Source organism: Kitasatospora sp. NPDC056327 (assembly GCF_042261735.1).
Taxonomy (GTDB): Bacteria; Actinomycetota; Actinomycetes; order Streptomycetales; family Streptomycetaceae; genus Kitasatospora.
The window spans coordinates 1-18,862 of the sequence record NZ_JBHJRC010000055.1; the positions used below are offsets into that span (position 1 = coordinate 1).

Genomic DNA, 18,862 nt, shown 5'->3' on the forward strand with positions numbered 1-18,862 from the left:
GAAATAGAAACCCGCCTCCGCCAACACCCCCACATCCACGACACCACCGTCACCACCCACCACGACCAACTCGTCGCCTACCTCGTCACCACCCCCGACGCCGGGGCGGACGGCGACGACGGCACCGGCACCGGCACCGGGGACACCGACGTCCGGGCCACCGCCACCGACCGGATCCGCGAGTGGCTCCGCGAACGGCTGCCCGAGCACATGGTGCCCACCGTCCTCATCCCGCTGGACGAGATCCCGCGCACCGTCGGCGGCAAGACCGACCGCTCCCGGCTGCCCGACCCCGGCGGCCACCGGCCCGAACTCACCCACGACTACACGCCCCCGCGCAACCCCACCGAACACGCCGTCGCCGAGGTCTGGCGGGAGGTCCTCCGGATCGACCGGATCGGCGTCCACGACAACTTCTTCGACCTCGGCGGCCACTCCCTCCTCGCCACCCGGGTCGCCATCCGGATGCGGACCGCGTTCGGCTGCGACATCGGTGTGCGCGCACTCTTCGAGGGGCCGACGGTGGCGCGTCTCGCCACCGCCGTCGAGGAGCAGCTGACCAGGGAGATCGCGGCGATGACCGGCGAGGACGCGGCCGAGGCACTGAAGGGGCAGCAGCCATGAGCGCAGCAGCCGTGAACACGGTGCACGGACTCGTCGAGGCACAGGCCCGGCGCAGTCCCGACGCGGTGGCCCTGGAGTTCGAGGGCGAGGAACTGACCTACCGGGAGCTGGACCGCCGCGCCAACCGGCTCGCCCACCGGCTGCGCGCCCTCGGCGCGGGGCCGGAGAGCCTGGTCGCGGTCGGGGCCCAGCGCTCCCCCGAGCTGGTCGTGGCCCTGCTCGGCATCCTCAAGAGCGGTGCGGGGTACCTTCCGCTGGACCTCGAACTGCCGGTCGAGCGGCTGGTCTCGATGGTCGGCCGGGCCCGCCCGGTGGCGCTGGTCCGCGGTCCCGGCATGGACCTGGACCTCGGCCGGCCGGAGCTGCCCGAGGTCGTCCTGGCCGCCGGCGACGGGGGGCCGGGGGCGGCGGACGCCGACGACGGGACCGACGGCCCGTGCGGCGTGGTGGTCGACGGGCGCAACGCCGCCTACGTGATGTTCACCTCCGGCTCGACCGGGCAGCCCAAGGGCGTGGTGCTCGAACACCGCAGCGTCTGCAACCGGCTGCGGTGGGGCCAGCGCGAGTACGGGATGACGCCCGACGAGCGGGTGCTCCAGAAGACGCCGTACGCCTTCGACGTGTCGGTGTGGGAGCTGTTCTGGCCGCTCACCGTGGGGGCCCGGCTGGTCGTCGCGCGGCCGGGCGGGCACCGGGACGGCGAGTACGTCGTCGACCTGATCCGGCGGCGGGGCGTCACCACCGTGCACTTCATCCCCACCATGCTCGCCCTGTTCGCCGGGGAGCGCGGCGCCGCGGAGTGCGACGGGCTGCGCCGGATCATGACCAGCGGCGAGGAGCTGCCCACCGATCTGCAGAACCGGGTGCTGCGGCTGCTGCCGCACGTCGAGCTGCACAACCTGTACGGCCCGACCGAGACGGCCATCGAGATCACCGCCTGGCAGTGCCGGCCCGAGTGGGCGGGCGCCTCGGTGCCGATCGGCGCGGCCGTCGAGAACAGCCGGCTGCACGTCCTCGACGCGGAGCTGCGCCCGGTCCCCGACGACGGCAGCGGCGAGCTGTTCCTGTCCGGCGTGCAGCTGGCCCGGGGCTACCTCGGACAGCCGGGCCTCACGGCGGAGCGCTTCCTGCCGGACCCGTTCGGGGAGCCCGGTGACCGGATGTACCGCAGCGGCGACCTGGCGGGCTGGTACCGGCCGGGGGTGGCGGAGTTCCTGGGCCGGGCGGACGACCAGCTCAAGCTCGGCGGCAACCGGGTCGAGCTGGGCGAGATCCAGGCGGTCCTGAACGACCAGCCGGGCGTGCGGGCCTCGGTGGTGGTGGCCGCCGGTTCGGCCGCCGAGCTGCGGATCGTCGCGTACGCGGTCGGTGACGGCCTGGACCCCGGGGAGCTGCGGGAGCTGCTGGCCGCCCGGCTGCCGGGGTACATGGTCCCGTCCTCCTTCGTGCTGCTGGAGACCCTGCCGCTGACGCCCAACGGCAAGCTCGACCGCCGGGCGCTGCCCGCCCCGGACCGGCCCGACCTGGCGACCGCGTACCGGGCGCCGGAGGGCGGGCTCCAGGAGCGGCTGGCGGCGGTGTGGGCCTCGCTGTTCAGCGTCGAACGGGTCGGTGCCGACGACGACTTCTTCGCCCTCGGCGGCCAGTCGCTGCTCGCGGTGCGGTTGATCGCCCGGCTGCGCGAGGAGCTGGGCACCGACGTCTCGCTGCGCGACCTGTTCGAGGCGCCGACCGTCGCCGCGCTCGCCGCCGTGCTGGAGCGGGCGGGCACCGGGCCCGCGCGGCCCGCGCTCACCCGGGGCGGCGACGACCTGCCGGTGGTCGCCTCGTTCGGCCAGGAGCGGCTGCTGTTCCTGCACCGGCTGCACCCGGACAGCCCCGGCTACGTCATCCCGATCGCCTGGCGGGTGGCGGGCCGGCTCGACCCGGCCGTGCTGCGCGGCGCGCTGGAGCGGCTCGCGGCCCGGCACGACGCGCTGCGCACCCGCTTCCCCGGCGGGGACCGGCCGCCGGTCGTCTCCCCCGCGGCGGTGGTGGACCTGAGGCTCGCCGACGCCGCGGAGTGGGACGAGGAGATCGCCGCCGCCGAGCTGCGCCGGCCGTTCGACCTCGCCGCGGGGCCGGCCTGGCGGGCCCTGCTGCTGCGCCTGCCCGGGCACGACGTGCTGCTGCTGGTGCTGCACCACCTGGTCGCCGACGGCTGGTCGCTGGGCGTGGTGGCCCGCGAGCTGGGCGAGCTGTACGCGGGCGGTACGCCGCCGCTGCCGCCGGTGCGCTACGCGGACTTCGCCCGCCGCCAGCGGGCCGACCTGACCCCGGACCGGCTGGCGGGCCAGCTGGCCTGGTGGCGCGAGGTCCTGGACGGCGTCCCGGCCCTGGAGCTGCCCACCGACCGGCCCCGGCCGGCGGTGCTGGGCACGGACGGGGCCACCCACCGCTTCGAGCTGCCGCAGGAGCCGCTGCGCGCGCTGGACCGGTACGCCCGGGACGGCTCGGTCACCCTGCACACCCTGCTCCTGGCGGTGTTCCAGGTGCTGCTGGCCCGCTGGAGCGGCCAGCGCGACTTCGCCGTCGGCACGGCGGCGGCCGGCCGCTCGTACGCCGAGGTGGAGAACGTCGTCGGCTTCTTCGCCAACACCCTCGCCGTACGGGCCGACCTCGACGGCGACCCGACCCTCGCCGAGCTGCTCGGCCGGGTCCGGGAGGCCGTCCTCGGCGCGTACGACCACCAGGACGTGCCGTTCGAGCGGGTGGTGGAGGAGCTGCGCCCGGAGCGCGACCTGAGCCGCAGCCCGGTGTTCCAGACCATGTTCGCGCTCCGCGACGCCACCTCGGCGCTGCGGCTGCCGGGCCTGGCGGCCGAGGAGATCCCGCTCGGCTGGCGGACCGCCAAGTTCGACCTCACGCTCTTCGTCGACCGGGCCGCCGACGGCACCTGCTCCGGTCTGATCGAGTACGCGACCGACCTGTTCGACCCGGCCACGGCGGAGCGGCTCGCGGAGGGCTACCGCCGGCTGCTGCTGGCGCTCGCCGCGGACCCGGGCGGGCGGCTCGGCGACTGGGACCCGCTCGGTCCCGAGGAGGCGGCCCGGCTGGTCGCGGCCGGCACCGCCCCGCGGCCCCCGATCGAGCCGCTCGCCCTGCACCGGCTGGTCGGGGTCCGGGCCGCCGCCCACGGCCACCGCCCCGCGGTGGTGGACGGCACCACCGTCCTGACATACGCCGAGCTGGACCGGCGGGCCAACCGGCTCGCCCACCACCTGATCGCGCTCGGCGCCGGCCCGGAGACCGTGGTGGCGGTCGGCCTGCCCCGCGGCGCGGACCTGGTGACGGCGCAGCTCGCGGTGCTCAAGGCCGGCGCCGCCTACCTTCCGCTGGACACCGGGCAGCCGGTGGAGCGCAGCCGCCACCTGACCGGGGAGAGCGGCGCGCGGCTGCTGATCGCCTCCGGCGGGGGGCCCGGCCTGGACGGTCTGGGCTGCCGGGTGGTCGACCTCGCCGGTGAGGCCGACGGGATCGGCCGGCGGCCCGGCACCGCCCCCGAGGTGGCGGTGGACCCGGAGAACCTGGCCTTCCTGGTCTACACCTCCGGCTCCACCGGGCGGCCCAAGGGCGTCGCCATCAGCCACCGGTCGCTGGTGCGCACCGTCCGCGCGGGCAGCCACCTGACGCTCGGTCCGGACGACCGGGTGGCCTTCGCGGCCAGCCCGGTGTTCGACGCGGCGACCTTCGAGGTGTGGGCCGCCCTGGTCGCCGGGGCGGCGCTGGTGATCACCCCGCCGGACGTGGTGCTGTCGCCGGACGCCCTGGCCGGGCACCTGGAGCGGCACGGGGTGACCACGCTGTTCCTGACCACCGCGCTGTTCAACCAGGTCGTCCGGGAGCGGCCGCGGGCGCTGTCGGCGCTGCGCACGGTGCTGTTCGGCGGCGAGGCCGCCGACCCGCTGGCGGTGGACGCCCTGCTGGCCGGGCCGGGCCCGGAGCGGCTGCTGCACATGTACGGTCCGGCCGAGTCGACGACCTTCGGCACCTGGCACCGGGTGGAGGCGGGCCGGCGCGGCGCGGCCCCGGTGCCGATCGGCCGGCCGGTGGACAACACCACCGCGTACGTGGTGGACGGGCGGCTGCGGCCGGTGCCGGTCGGGGTGGTCGGGGAGCTGCTGCTCGGCGGCGCCGGGGTGGCCCGGGGGTACGCGGGCGCGCCGGGCCGCACCGCCGAGCGGTTCCTGCCCGACCCGTTCGGGCCGCCCGGCGGCCGGGTCTACCGCACCGGAGACCTGGTGCGCTGGGACGCACGGGGCCGGCTGGAGTTCGTCGGCCGGGCCGACGGCCAGGTCAAGGTCCGCGGCTTCCGGGTGGAGCCGGGCGAGGTCGAGGTCGCGGTGCGCCGCCATCCGGCGGTGCGGGACACCGTGGTGGTGGCCCGTCCGGACCGCAGCGGCGCCCTCGCGCTGGTCGCCTACGCGGTCGGCGACCGGGCCGGGCTGGAGGGGCTGGCGGGGTTCCTGCGCGAACACCTGCCGGCCTACCTGGTGCCGTCGGCGGTGGTGGTGCTGGACGAGCTGCCGCTCACCCGCAACGGCAAGGTCGACCGGGCCGCGCTGCCCGCGCCGGCCCGCACCGGGGGCCCGGGCGGGCGCCGCCCGGCCGCCGGGACGGAGCAGCAGCTGGCCGCCGTCTGGTCGGAGGTGTTGGGCGTCGAGGACCCCGGTGCGGACGACGACTTCTTCGACCTCGGCGGGCACTCGCTGCTCGCCATCAAGGTGGTCGGCGCGGTCGCCGAGCGGACCGGCCGGCAGCTGACCTTCCGGGACCTCTTCACGGCCCGCACCATCGCCGGGCTGGCCCGGCTGCTCACCGACGGCGGCCCCGCCGGGGACGCCCCGATCCTGCGGGGCACCGCCGTGAGCGGGCTGCCGGCCTCCTCCGGACAGGAGCGCCTGGTGTTCCTGGACCGTCTGGAGGGCGCCGGCGCCGCCTACACCGTCCCGGTGGCCTGGCGGCTGACCGGGCCGCTGGACCGCGGCCGGCTGGCCGCCGCGCTCGACGCGCTGGTGGACCGGCACGAGGCGCTGCGGACCAGGTTCGCGCTGGACGACGGCGTGGTGACGCAGGACATCCGCACCGGCTGGGAGGGCCTGGAGCTGCGGGAGGCCGGGTCCGCCGCGGAGGCCGCGCGGGCGCTGCGGGACGAGGCCCGGGTGCCCTTCGAGGTCGTCGGCGGCCCGCTCTTCCGGGCTGTGCTCTGGCGGGCCGGGCCGGACGGGCACCTGCTGCTGCTGGCGATGCACCACACCGTGTCGGACGGCTGGTCGGCCGGGCTGCTGGTCCGGGACCTGGAGGCCTGCCACGACGGTGCCGAGCCGCCGCGCCCCGCGGTGCGCTACGCGGACTTCGCGCGCTGGCAGCGCGAGCGGCTGGCCGGCGGGGGCGCGGCCGGGGAGCTCGCCCACTGGCGGGAGCGGCTGACCGGGCTGCCGGCCCTGGAGCTGCCGACCGACCGGCCCCGCCCCGCGGTGCGCGGCGGCGCCGGCGACTCGGTGGCGTTCACCGTCGCCCCCGGGCTGACGGCCCGTCTGGAGGAGCTGGGCCGGGAGCACGGCGCGACCCTGTTCATGACGCTGCTGGCCGCCTACCAGGTGCTGCTCGGGCGCTGGAGCGGGCAGCACGACTTCGGGGTCGGCACCCCGGTGGCGGGCCGCGGCCGGCCCGAGGTCCGGGACGTGGTGGGCTTCTTCCTCAACACCCTGGTCCTGCGGGCCGACCTGACCGGCGATCCGTCCTTCGCGGAGCTGCTGGGGCGGGTGCGGGACGACGCCCTCGGCGCCTACGAGCACCAGGAGGTGCCGTTCGGCCGGCTGGTGGAGGAGCTCCACCCGGAGCGGGAGCTCAACCGCTCGCCGCTGTTCCAGGCCCTGTTCAGCTTCAACGACTGGAACCTGGACACCCTGCGGCTCGGCGCGGCCACCGGCACGGCCGTGCCGGTCGACCGGGGCGCGGCCAAGCTGGACCTCACCCTGGAACTGGTGCACGGCCCCGGCGGTCTGACCGGCGCGCTCGACTTCACCACCGACATCCTGGACGCGGCCACGGCCGGCCGGATGGCCGAGGCGTACACCGCGATCCTGCGGGAGGCCGTCGCCGCGCCGTCCGCGCGGATCGGCGACCTGGTGCCGACGCCGCCCCAGGCGGTCGTCCCGGCGCCGGCCGCGGCGCCGCGCCCGCTGCTGGAGCGGTTCGCCGAGCGGGTGGCGACCGCCCCGGGCGCGACCGCGGTGATCAGCGGGGACGTCCGGCTGGACTACGCCGAGCTGGACCGGCGGGCCAACCGGCTGGCCCACCACCTGATCGCGCTCGGCGCCGGCCCGGAGACCCGGGTCGGGCTGCGGCTGCGCCGGGGGGCCGACAGCGTGGTCGCCGTCCTCGGGGTCTGGAAGGCCGGCGGCGCGTTCGTCGCGCTCGACCCGGACCTCCCGGAGGCGCGGACGGCGCTGATCGCCGAGGACGCGGGGATCCGGCTGGTGGTCGACGAGGCCCTGCTCGCCGATCCGGCGCTCCGGGAGCGTCCGGACACCGCCCCCGCCGGCGGCCCGGCGCCGGACGGGCTCGCGTACCTGGTCTACACCTCGGGCTCGACCGGCCGGCCGAAGGGCGTGCTGGCCGCGTTCGACAGCGTCACCGCGTACCTCGACACCGTGCTCGCCCACTACCGGCTGGGGCCCGAGGACGTCGTCCTGCAGCGGGCCTCGCCCTCCTTCGACGCCTTCCTGCGCGACTGCGTCGGGCCGCTCACCGTCGGCGCGACCGTGCTGATGGCCGGTCAGTCCGACCTGTCCGGTCTGGCGGAGGACGTCGCCGGTCCGCACGCGGTCGCGCCCACGGCGGTGCTGAGCATGGTGCCGTCCCTGCTGCACCAGCTGATCGACGGCGGCGACCTCACGCCGGCGAACCTGCCGGCGCTGCGGCTGCTGGTGCTCAGCGGCGAGCCCTGCACCCCGGAGCTGCTGGCGCGGCTGCACGGCGCGCTGCCGGAACTGCGCCGGGTGGTCAACCACTACGGCCCGACCGAGTGCACCCTGACGACCACCGTCGAGGACCTCGACCCGGCGGTTCCGGTGCGGTCGGTGTCCATCGGCCGGCCGATGCCGGGCACCACCGTGCAGGTGCTGGACGCCGCGCTGCGTCCGGTGCCGGCGGGCGTGTTCGGCGAGCTGTACATCGGCGGCTCCGGCCCGACCCGGGGCTACCGGGGCCGGCCCGGGCTCACCGCGGCGGCCTTCGTCCCCGACCCGTTCGGGGCACCGGGGGCCCGGATGTACCGCACCGGCGACCGCGGCCGCCGGCTGGCCGACGGCTCCCTGGAGTTCGCCGGGCGGCTGGACCGCCAGGTGAAGGTCCGCGGCGTCCGGATCGAGCCCGCCGAGGTGGAGGCGGCGCTGGCCGCGCACCCCGGGGTGGGCGCGGCGGCCATCGTCGACCGGCCCGACGGTCCGAACGGCCGGCGGCTCGTCGGCTACGCCCGGCGGGTGCCGGGCGTCCCGGTGACGGTCGCCGGACTGCGAGCCCACCTGGAGGCGGTGCTGCCGTACGCGATGGTCCCGGCCGCGCTGGTGGTCCTGGACGCCCTGCCGCTGCTCGGCAACGGCAAGGTGGACCGGGCCGCGCTGCCGGAGCCGGCCGCCGCCCGCGAGGGCGGCGGGGCCGCGCACGTCGCCCCGCGCACCGACACCGAGAAGGTCCTCGCCGAGGTGTGGGCCGAACTGCTCCACCGGCCGGACATCGGGGTCGAGGACGACTTCTTCGACCTCGGCGGCCACTCCCTGACCGCCATGCGGGTGATCTCCCGGATGCGGTCGCGACTCGACGCCACGGTCACGCTCCGCGCCTTCTTCGAGGCCCGGACCATCGCCGGGCTCGCCCGGAAACTGGAGGAGAACGCATGAACGACCTCTCCCCCGTCCAGCGGGAGCTGCTCCGCCGAAGGCTGGCGGGGCTGGCCGGACCCGGCCCGGACGCGGACGCGATGACCCCGGTCGCCGGCACCGGGGACCTCCCGGTGTCGTTCGGCCAGGAGCGGCTGGTCTTCCTGGACCGGCTGGAGGGCCCCGGCCCGGCCTACACCGTCCCGGTCGCCTGGCGGCTGACCGGGCCGCTGGACCGCGACCGGCTGGCCGCCGCCTTCGACCGGGTGGTGGCCCGTCACGAGCCGCTGCGCACCCGGTTCACGGTGACCGACGGGGCCGTGCGCCAGCACGTCGACCCCGGCTGGCCCGGCGTCGACTGGCGCGGCGACGTCCCGGCCGGGGAACTCGCCCGGGCCGTCCGGGAGGTGGCCGACGCCCCGTTCGACCTCGCGGCGGGACCGGTCCTGCGGGTCGCCGTCTGGCGGCTCGCCGACGGGCCGGACGGCGCGCCCGAGGAGCACGTGGTGCTGGTGGCGCTGCACCACATCGCCGCCGACGGCTGGTCGATGGGCGTCCTGGTGCGCGAGCTGGAGGCCTTCTACGCCGGCGGGACGCTGCCCGAACCGCCCGTCCGGTACGCGGACTTCGCCGCCTGGCAGCGGCGCACCCCCGCCGACTCCCGGAGCGGGCGGCCCGACCACTGGCGCACCCGGCTGGCGGGAGTGCCGCCACTGGAGCTGCCGACCGACAGCGCCCGGCCGGCCGGGCGCTCCACCGCGGGCGCGGTCGGCGAGTTCACGCTCGCGCCGGAGCTGGTGGCCGGCCTGGAGCGGCTCGGCCGCCGGCACGGCGCCACCCTGTTCATGACGCTGCTGGCCGGCTTCGAGGTGCTGCTGTCCCGCTGGAGCGGCCAGGGCGACTTCGCCGTCGGCACCCCGGTCGCCGGGCGCGGCCGCCCCGAGGTGGAGCAGCTGATCGGCTTCTTCGTCAACACCCTGGTGCTGCGGGCCGACCTCTCCGGGGACCCGTCCTTCGGCGAGGTGCTGGACCGGGTCCGCGAGGACGCGCTCGGCGCCTACGAGCACCAGGACGTCCCGTTCGAGCGGATCGTCGACGCGCTGGCCCCCGAGCGGGAGCTGCACCGCACCCCGCTGTTCCAGGCGATGTTCAGCCTGGACGAGGACGCCGACGACCGCCCGGTGCGGCTCGCCGGGCTGACCGGCGCCCGCTACGACCTGGACCTGGAGGCCGTCAAGTTCGACCTGGTGCTGCAGGCGGCCCGCCGCCCCGAGGGCGTCGTCGCCGCCTTCTTCCACCGGGCGGACCTGTGGAGCCCGCGGACCGTACGGCGCTGGGCCGAGCAGTACGCGCACCTGCTGGAGCAGGCGCTCGCCCACCCGGACACCCCGCTGTCGGCACTGGAGCTGCTGCCCGCCGACGAGCGGGACCGGCTCGCCGCCTGGGCGGCCCCGGAGCGCTCGTACGGCGGCGGGGACCGGCTCCACCGCCGCTTCGAGCGGCACGCGGCGCGCCACCCGGACGCCGTCGCGGTGGTCGCCGGGGGCGAGCGGCTCGACTACGGGACGCTGAACCGGCGGGCCAACCGGCTCGCGCACCGGCTGCGCGCCGCCGGGGTCGGCCCCGAGACGGTGGTCGGGCTCTGCGTGGCGCGCGACGCGGACCTCGCGGTCGGGATCCTCGGCATCCTCAAGGCAGGCGGCGCCTACCTGCCGCTGGACCCGGAGCACCCGCGCGAACGCCTGGCGTTCGTGGCGGCGGACGCGGGCGTCGAGCTCGCGGTGGTCTCTCCGGGGCTCGGCGACCGGGTCCCGGAGAGCGTCGGCACCCATGTGCGGCTGGACGAGCAGGGGTTGGGGACCGGCCCGGAGCACGACCCGGAACCGCTCGGCGACGCCGACTCGCTGGCGTACATCATCCACACCTCCGGCTCCACCGGCCGCCCCAAGGGCGTCTGCGTGCCGCACCGGCAGGTGGTCCGGCTGATGGACGCCTGCGAGGAGGCGCTGGAGCTCGCCCCCGGCGGGGTGTGGAGCCTGTTCCACTCGTACGCCTTCGACTTCTCGGTCTGGGAGCTGTGGGGCGCGCTGACCCGGGGCGGCAGCGTCGTGCTGGTCGACCGGGACACCGCCCGGGACCCGGGGCGGTTCGCCGCGCTGCTCGACGCCGAGCGGGTCTCGGTGCTCAGCCAGACCCCCGGCGCGTTCCGCAACCTGCGCGCCGCCCTCGCCGGGCGGCCGCTCGCGGGGCTGGGCGTGCGGACCGTGGTGCTCGGCGGCGAGAAGCTGGACCTGCCCGAGCTGGACGGCTGGCTGGACGGCCCGGGCGCCGGGGTCCGGCTGGTCAACATGTACGGCATCACCGAGACCACGGTGCACGTCACCCACCACACCGTCACCGCCGCGGACCTCGCGGGCGCGGCGCTGTCGCCGATCGGCCGGGCGCTGGGCGACCTGAGCCTCCACGTCCTCGACCGGCACCTGCGGCCGGTGCCGGCCGGCGTGGTCGGCGAGCTGTACGTGGGCGGCGCCGGCCCGGCCCGCGGCTACCTCGGCCGGCCGGGGCTGACCGCCGAGCGCTTCGTCCCCGACCCGTTCGGCACCGTGCCGGGGGCCCGGCTCTACCGCACCGGCGACCGGGCCCGCCGGCTGCCCGACGGGAACCTGGAGTACCGGGGCCGGGCCGACGACCAGGTGAAGATCCGCGGCCACCGGATCGAGCTCGGCGAGGTGGAGGCCGCGCTGCTGGGCCACCCGGCCGTCGAGCAGGCGGCCGTGGTCGCCCGCGGATCGCGCAGCGGCGAGTACCGGCTGCACGCCTACCTGGTGGCCGCCGGCGCCCTGGACCGCGACGAGCTGCGCGGCCGGCTGCTCGACCGGCTGCCCGAGCCGATGGTGCCCGCCACGTTCACGGTGCTCGCGGCGATGCCGCTGACCGCGAACGGCAAGATCGACCGCCGGGCGCTGCCGGCGGCCGAGGGCGCCGGCCTGGACAGCGTCCGCCGGCACGTCGAGCCGGCCACCCCGACCGAGCGGGCGCTCGCCGGGGTCTGGAGCACCGCCCTCGGGGTGGAGCGGGTCGGCGCCACCGACCGCTTCTTCGACCTCGGCGGGGACTCCATCCTGGCGCTGCGCGTGGTGGGCCTGGCGGAGCAGCGCGGGCTGACGGTGGCGCTGCGCGACGTCTTCGCGCACCAGGAGCTGGGCGAGCTGGCCCGCGCCGTGGACGAGGCCGCGCGGGCGGCCGGGACGGACACCGCCGCCGGGGGGCGGCCGGAGCCGGCCCGGCCGCTGGAGCCCTTCGCCCTGCTGTCGGCGGCGGACCGCGAGCGGCTGCCCGCCGGCCTCGCGGACGCCTACCCGCTGACCCGGATGCAGCAGGGCATGCTCTACGAACTGCTCGCCGACGCGGGCAAGGGCGCCTACCACAACGTGACCAGCTTCCGGATCCAGGAGCCGGCCGGTTTCGACGCCGCGGCGATGCGCGACGCCGCCCGGGCGGTGGCCGACCGGTACGAGATCCTGCGGACCGGCTTCGACTGGAGCGGCTACGACGAACCGCTGCAGCTGGTCCACCCCACGGCCGACCTGCCGGTCGGGGTGGACGACCTGCGGGACCTGGCGGAGGAGCCCGCGGCCGAGCGGGTCCGCGAGTACCTGCGCGCCGAGGCGGGCCACTGGTTCGAGCTGGCGGTGCCGCCGCTGATCCGGCTGCACGTGCACGTGCTCAACGAGGCCGAGTACCGGCTCACCATCACCGACTGCCACGCCGTCCTGGACGGCTGGAGCCTCACCTCGCTGATCTCCGAGCTGGTCGAGCGCCACCGCCGGGCCCGCACCGGCGCCGCCGCGGCCGGCGCACCGGACCCGGACGCCCCGGACGCGCCGGACGCGCCGGCGGTGCCCGCCTTCGCCGAGTACGTGGCGCTGGAGCGCGCCGCCGTCGCCGACCCGGCCGCCCGGGCGTTCTGGGACGCCCTGGTGGAGTCCTTCCCGCCGGTGCGCCTGCCGCGCGCCGCCGGCGGCGACCTCGCCGACAAGTCGACCCACGAGGCGCTGCGCTCCTACGGACACCTGCGGGCCGGCCTGGACGCGCTCGCCGCCCGGGCCGGGGTGCCGCGCCGGACGGTGCTGTTCACCGCCCACTACCACCTGATGCGCCGGCTCGCCGACGGCGAGGCCTACTCGACCGGGATGGCCACCAACGGCCGCCCCGAGCGGGCCGGGGCCGACGGGATGCGCGGGGTGTTCCTCAACATGGTGCCGTTCGGCACGCGCTCGGCCGCGACCAGCTGGCTCGGCCTGCTGCGGGACGTCTTCGCCGCCGAGCAGGAGGTGATCCCGCACCGCCGCTTCCCGCTGGCCGAGCTGCAGACCGGCCGGTGGGCCGGCGAGGTGCTGGTCGACACCGCCTTCAACTACGTGCACTTCCACGGCCTGGACAGCGAGCACAAGGAGGACATCGAGGAGATCGCCCGCACCAACTTCGGGCTGATGGTCACCACCGGCCCGGCGGGCGTCTCCTTCGAGGCCGACGCGGGCCGGATGTCGCGGGGCGAGGTGGAGCTGCTCGCCGACGCCTACTGCGCGCTGCTCGAAGCGATGGTCGCCGACCCGGAGGCGGTCCCCGGCCTGCCCGCCGGGGCACCGGGCGCCCTCCCGCGGCGCGGGGCCGCCGCGGCCCGGGACGACCGCAGCGTGATCGCGGTCTTCGAGGAGCGGGCCGCCGCGCACCCCGACCGGGCGGCGCTCGCCACCGCCGACGGCGGCACCGTCACCTACGCCGCGCTGAGCGCCTGGTCCGACCGCGTGGCCCGGCGGCTGCTCCGGCACGGCGCCGGGCCCGGCCGGGTCGTCGGGCTGTGTGCGGAGCGCTCCGCCGAGCTGGTGGCCGGCCTGCTCGGCGTCCTCAAGTCCGGCGCCGCGTACCTGCCGCTCGACCCCACCGACCCGGGCCGCCGCCTGGAGCGGATGATCGAGGAGACCGGCGCGGACGTGGTGCTCGTCCAGCCCGCCCGCGCCTCGGCGGTCCCCGCCCGGGTGGGCACCGTCCTGAGCCTCGCCGAGGACGCCCCCGGCGGAGACGCGGCCCACCCGGCCCCGGCCGGGGCCGGCCGCCTCGCGCCGCCCGACGCCGACGGCACGGCCTGCGTCCTCTACACCTCCGGCTCCACCGGCCGTCCCAAGGGCATCGCCCTGCCGCACCGCGCGCTCGTCGACTCCGTGCTCGACCAGACCTTCGCGCACCTCGACGAGCGGCAGACCGTGCTGCACGTGAGCAGCTTCAACTGGGACGCGGCGATCTTCGAGATCCTCGGGCCGCTGCTCGCCGGCGGCACCTGCGCGCTCCACCCGGCCGGGCCGATCACGCCCGCCGGCATCGGCGCCTCGCTGCGCCGCCACGGCGTCACCACCGCGTTCCTCACCACCACCCTGTTCAACCTGGTCGTCGAACAGGACCCGGACGCGCTGGCCGGCCTGGAGCAGCTGATCATCGGCGGCGAGGCCGCCTCCCCCTCGCACCTGCGCGAACTGCGCACCCGCCTGCCCGCCCTGCGCCTGGTCAACGGGTACGGCCCGGTGGAGTGCTGCTTCCTCGTCACCCGCTACGAGGTGGACACCCTCGCGCCCGACGCGGTCGCCGTCCCGATCGGCCGGCCGCTGGCCCGCACCGACGTGCTGGTCCTCGACGGGGCGCTGCGCCCCGTCCCGGCCGGGGTGACCGGGGAGATCTTCGTGGGCGGCGACTGCCTGGCCCTCGGCTACGTCGGCCAGCCCGGGCTGACGGCGGAGCGCTTCGTCCCCGACCCGGCCGCCCCGGGCCGCCGGCTCTACCGCACCGGCGACCGCGGCCGGCTGCGGGCCGACGGCGAGCTGGAGTTCGCCGGGCGCCTCGACGGCCAGGTGAAGATCCGGGGCCGCCGGATCGAGCCGGGCGAGATCGAGGCCGTGCTCACCTCGCACCCCGGCGTGGCGGCCGCCGCCGCGCTCGCCCGCACCGACGGGCCGGGCGACGCCGTCCTGGTGGCGTACCTGGTCCCGGCGGCCGGCGCCGCCCTGCCCAGCACCGCCGAACTGCGCCGCTGGCTGCGCGACCGGCTCCCGGCCTACCTGGTCCCCGCCTCGCTGGTGCCGCTGGCCGCGCTGCCGGTGACCGCCAACGGCAAGCTCGACCGCGCGGCCCTGCCCGCGCCGACCGGGCCCGCCGAGCCGGAGCACCCGTACGTGGGGCCGCGCACCGAGGCCGAGACCACGCTCGCCAAGCTCTGGGCCGAGATCCTGCGGCTCGACCGGGTCGGCGTGCACGACGACTTCTTCGACCTCGGCGGGACCTCGCTGGCCATCGTGCGGGTCGCCGCCCGGGCCTGCGACCTCGGCCTGCCGGTCGGGGTGGCCGACCTGCTGGAGAACCCCACGGTGGCCTCGCTGGCCGCCGCCGTCACCGCCCGGGCCGGAGACGGCCGGGAGGGCGCGCCCCGGCGGGCGGGCGAGGTGCTGGTCGTGCTCCGGGAGGGCGAGGGCGATCCGCTGTACTGCGTGCACCCGAGCGGCGGCAGCGTCGCCTGGTACCTCCCGCTGGCCCGGGCCCTGCCGCCCGGCCGGCCGGTGATCGCCCTCCAGGCCCGGGGCCTGGACGGCGGCACCGACGCCGACTCGATGGTGGCCCTGGCCGAGGACTACGTCCGGCAGCTGCGGGCGGACCGGCCGCGGGGCCCCTACGTGCTGCTCGGCTGGTCGATGGGCGGCAACATCGCCCAGGAGATGGCCATCCAGCTCACCGCGGCCGGCGAGCGGGTCGAACTCGTCGTCGTGGAACCCGCCGTGCCGGACGACGAGGGCATGTTCGCCGTCACCGAGGCGCTCGACCAGCTGGACCGCGCGGTCGCCATGCGCGAGACGGTCCGCGAACTCACCCCCGGCACCCCGGCCCGGCTCAGCCGGGAACGCGAGCTGATCGCGACCCTGCTCTCGGCCGGCGTCAACGCGACCGAGGCCCACCTGGGCTCCGACTGGCCGGTGGGGATGTGGACGGCCCTGCTGCGGGCCTCGGCCGGCTACCGGCCCGTGCCCTACCCCGGCCCGGTGCACCTGCTGGTCAGCGCCGAGGCCGTGAACGCCGCGCCGGAACGCAGGTCCGTCGCCTCGGGCGACAGCTACCCCGCCTACGAGCGGCGCCTCCGGGAGCTGTTCCCCGGCGAGCTGACCGTCCACCACCTGCCCGGCACCCACCGGAGCATGGTCGCCGACCCGGAGGTGGCCGCCGTCGCCGCCATCGCCGCCGACCTGATGGAGCGCACCGCATGACCGCCACCGACCGCGCCCTGGACCCCTACCTGCTCGACGACGGCTTCGTCGCCGACCCGTTCCCGCCGCTCGCCCGGCTGCGCGAGGCCGCGCCCGTGCACTGGAGCCCGGCCAACCGGGCCTGGCTGGTGACCGGCTACGACGAGGTGGCCGCCTGCTTCTCGGAGCCCGCGGTGTCCGCCGACCGGATCACCCCGGTGCTGGCCCGCACGCCCCTGCACCTGCTCGGCCCCGAGGCCGCCCGGGCCTTCGAGATCATGGCCGGCTGGATGGTCTTCGTCGACCCGCCCGAGCACCGCCGGCTGCGCAGCGTCTTCCGGGGCGCCTTCGGCCCCGGGCAGATCCGGCGCAACCGCCCGATGGTGCAGGAGGCGGTGGCCCGGCTGACCGCCCGGGCCGCGGCCGGCGGCCCGGTCACCGACCTGGTGGCCGACTTCGCCCGCCCGCTGCCCGCCACCGTCGCCGCGGCCTGGATGGGCGTTCCGGCCCGGGACGCCGAGGACTTCCAGCGCTGGGCGATCCTGGTGGGCGACCTCGCCCTCGGCTCGGTGCAGTCGCCGGAGGAGACCGAGGCCTCCCACCGGGCCCTGCTCGACCTCTTCGGCTACCTGCGCGGGCTGGTCCGCGAACGCCGCGCGGAGCCGGGCGCCGACCTGATCAGCGCCGCGCTGGCCGGCGGCCTGGTGGGCGAGGAGGTCGGCGAGGACGAGTTCGTCGCCATGCTCACCCACATCGCCTTCGCCGGCGGCGAGACCACCAGCAACCTGATCGCGGTCGGCGTGTGGAACCTGCTGCACCGGCCCGACCAGCTGGAACTGCTGCGCGGCGACCCCGAGTCGGCGCGCGGCGCCGTGGAGGAGCTGCTGCGCTTCGACGGGCCCTCCAAGCTGTCGGTCCGCCGGGTGGCGGCCGACTTCGAGCTCGGCGGGCGGACCCTGCGCGCCGGGGACCCGCTCTACCTGGTCACCGCGGCCGCCAACCGGGACCCGGCCAGGTTCGAGCGCCCCGACGAGCTGGACCTGCGCCGCTCCCCCAACCCGCACCTCGGGTTCGGCCACGGCGAGCACTTCTGCCTGGGCGCGCCGCTGGCCCGCCTGGTCGCCGGGGCGGCGCTCACCGACCTGCTGGCGGCCTCGCCGCGGCTGGCCCTGGCCGGCCACGGGGCCGACTGGCAGCCCTCCCTGCTCAACCGCAGCCTGCGGGCGCTGCCGGTCCGGCTGTGACCCGCCCGGCCGCCGGGCGCCCGCGTCCCGGGCGGCCGGCCCCGATCCGCACCGGACCCGTCCGCACCGGACCCGTCCGATTCCCGTCCGTCCGAATCCCGTCCGACCGGACCGAACCCGTCCGGCCGGCACACGAAGAAGGGACCACCGAGATGTCCGACACCGAGGACACCACCGTCTACCGGGTCGTGGTGAACCACGAGGAGCAGTACTCCATCTGGGCCACCGGCCGCGAGCTGCCGGCCGGCTGGACCGCCACCGGCTTCGAGGGCGTCAAGAGCGCCTGCCTGGCCCACATCGACGAGGTGTGGACCGACATGCGCCCGCTGAGCCTGCGCCTGCGGATGGCCGAGGCCGAACGGGCCTGACGCCCCCGCCCCGGGGCCGCCGCACGCCCGCGGCGGCCCCGGGCCCGCACACCCAGACGCCCGGCCCCGAGCCCGGGGCCCCGGGCACCCACGAGAAACCAGGACAGAGCGTGAGGTGGTGGTGATGAAGGTCTACTCCCACGAGCGGCTGGAACGGCTGGCCGGCGAGCGGGGCATGCCCGCGGAGTATCTGCACGAACTGCGGGTGGTCTCCTCGGTCCTGCCGTTCAAGGTCAACCAGTACGTCGTGGACGAGCTGGTGGACTGGTCCGCCGTCCCCGACGACCCGATCTTCCGGCTCACCTTCCCGCACCGGGACATGCTGCCGCCGGACATCTTCGAGACCCTGTCGGCGCTCCATCTGGCCGCCGCCTCCCCCGCCGTGATCCGCAAGGCCGCCCGGGCGGCCCACGCCCTGCTCAACCCCAACCCGGGCGCCCAGGTGGACGCGAACGTCCCGGTCCACGAGGGCCTGCCCCTCTCCGGCGTCCAGCACAAGTACGCCGAGACGGTCCTGGTCTTCCCCTCGCAGGGGCAGACCTGCCACTCCTACTGCGGGTACTGCTTCCGCTGGTCCCAGTTCGTCGGCAACGCCGACATCCGGCAGGCCTCCTCCGACGTCTCCCGGGTGGTCTCCTACCTGGCCGCCAGCCCCACGGTCACCGACGTCCTGTTCACCGGCGGCGACCCCATGATCATGAGCGCCACCGTGCTGGAGCGCTGGGTGGCCCCGATGCTCACCCCGGAGCTGGAGCGGATACGGACGATCCGGTTCGGCACCAAGGCGCTGTCCTACTGGCCCGCCCGCTTCCTCACCGACCACGACGCCGACGACGTGCTGCGGCTCTTCGAGCGGATCGTGGCGAGCGGGCGGCACGTGGCGGTGATGGCGCACTTCTCCCACGTCCGCGAGCTGGAGCACCCCGCGGTCGCGGAGGCGATCCGGCGGATCCGGGCCACCGGCGCGGTGATCCGGGCCCAGGCCCCGGTCATCGCGCACGTCAACGACCGGGCCGAGGACTGGTCGGCGATGTGGCAGCGGCTCGTCGAACTCGGCGTGGTGCCCTACTACATGTTCGTCGAGCGCGACACCGGCGCCCGCAACTACTTCGGTGTCCCGCTGACCCGGGCGCTGCGGATCTACTCGGACTCCGTCCGGACCGTCTCCGGTCTGGCCCGCACCGCCCGGGGGCCGGTGATGTCCGCCGCGCCCGGCAAGGTGCTCGTCGACGCCGTCACGGAGATCGCCGGCACCGAGGTGTTCTCCCTCCGGATGCTCCAGGCCCGGGACCCGGCCCAGGTGGGCCGCCAGTTCTTCGCCCACCACGACCCGGCCGCCGAGTGGTTCGACGACCTGCGCCCCGCCCTCGGCTCCTGGTGGCCCCGGTGACCCCGGCCGCCCCGCAGGCCCCGGACGCCGC

6 protein-coding genes are annotated in these 18,862 nt (G+C 76.8%); all 6 read left to right on the forward strand.

Annotation, left to right across the window (positions count from 1 at the left end; genetic code table 11):
- A partial coding sequence (locus ACFCX4_RS11230; RefSeq protein ID WP_376140760.1) for a phosphopantetheine-binding protein occupies positions 1-624 on the forward strand: 624 nt, incomplete at its 5' end.
- On the forward strand, positions 621-8,567 hold the full coding sequence (locus tag ACFCX4_RS11235; protein WP_376140762.1) for an amino acid adenylation domain-containing protein: 7,947 nt from the start codon (positions 621-623) through the stop codon (positions 8,565-8,567). The genes ACFCX4_RS11230 and ACFCX4_RS11235, both read left to right, overlap by 4 nt.
- Complete coding sequence (locus ACFCX4_RS11240; protein ID WP_376140763.1) at positions 8,564-15,850, forward strand: amino acid adenylation domain-containing protein; 7,287 nt, start codon at positions 8,564-8,566, stop codon at positions 15,848-15,850. Before ACFCX4_RS11235 ends, ACFCX4_RS11240 begins: the two co-directional genes overlap by 4 nt.
- A complete protein-coding gene (locus ACFCX4_RS11245) occupies positions 15,847-17,073 on the forward strand; it encodes a cytochrome P450 (RefSeq protein ID WP_376140765.1) in 1,227 nt (408 codons plus the stop codon). Before ACFCX4_RS11240 ends, ACFCX4_RS11245 begins: the two co-directional genes overlap by 4 nt.
- A gap of 152 nt (positions 17,074-17,225) precedes the next feature.
- On the forward strand, positions 17,226-17,441 hold the full coding sequence (locus ACFCX4_RS11250) for an MbtH family protein (protein ID WP_376140767.1): 216 nt from the start codon (positions 17,226-17,228) through the stop codon (positions 17,439-17,441).
- A 124-nt stretch (positions 17,442-17,565) separates the two neighbouring features.
- Positions 17,566-18,831 carry a KamA family radical SAM protein gene (locus tag ACFCX4_RS11255; RefSeq protein WP_376140769.1) on the forward strand — a complete coding sequence of 422 codons (1,266 nt, stop codon included), beginning with the start codon at positions 17,566-17,568 and terminating at the stop codon, positions 18,829-18,831.
- The last annotated feature ends 31 nt before the right edge of the window (positions 18,832-18,862 follow it).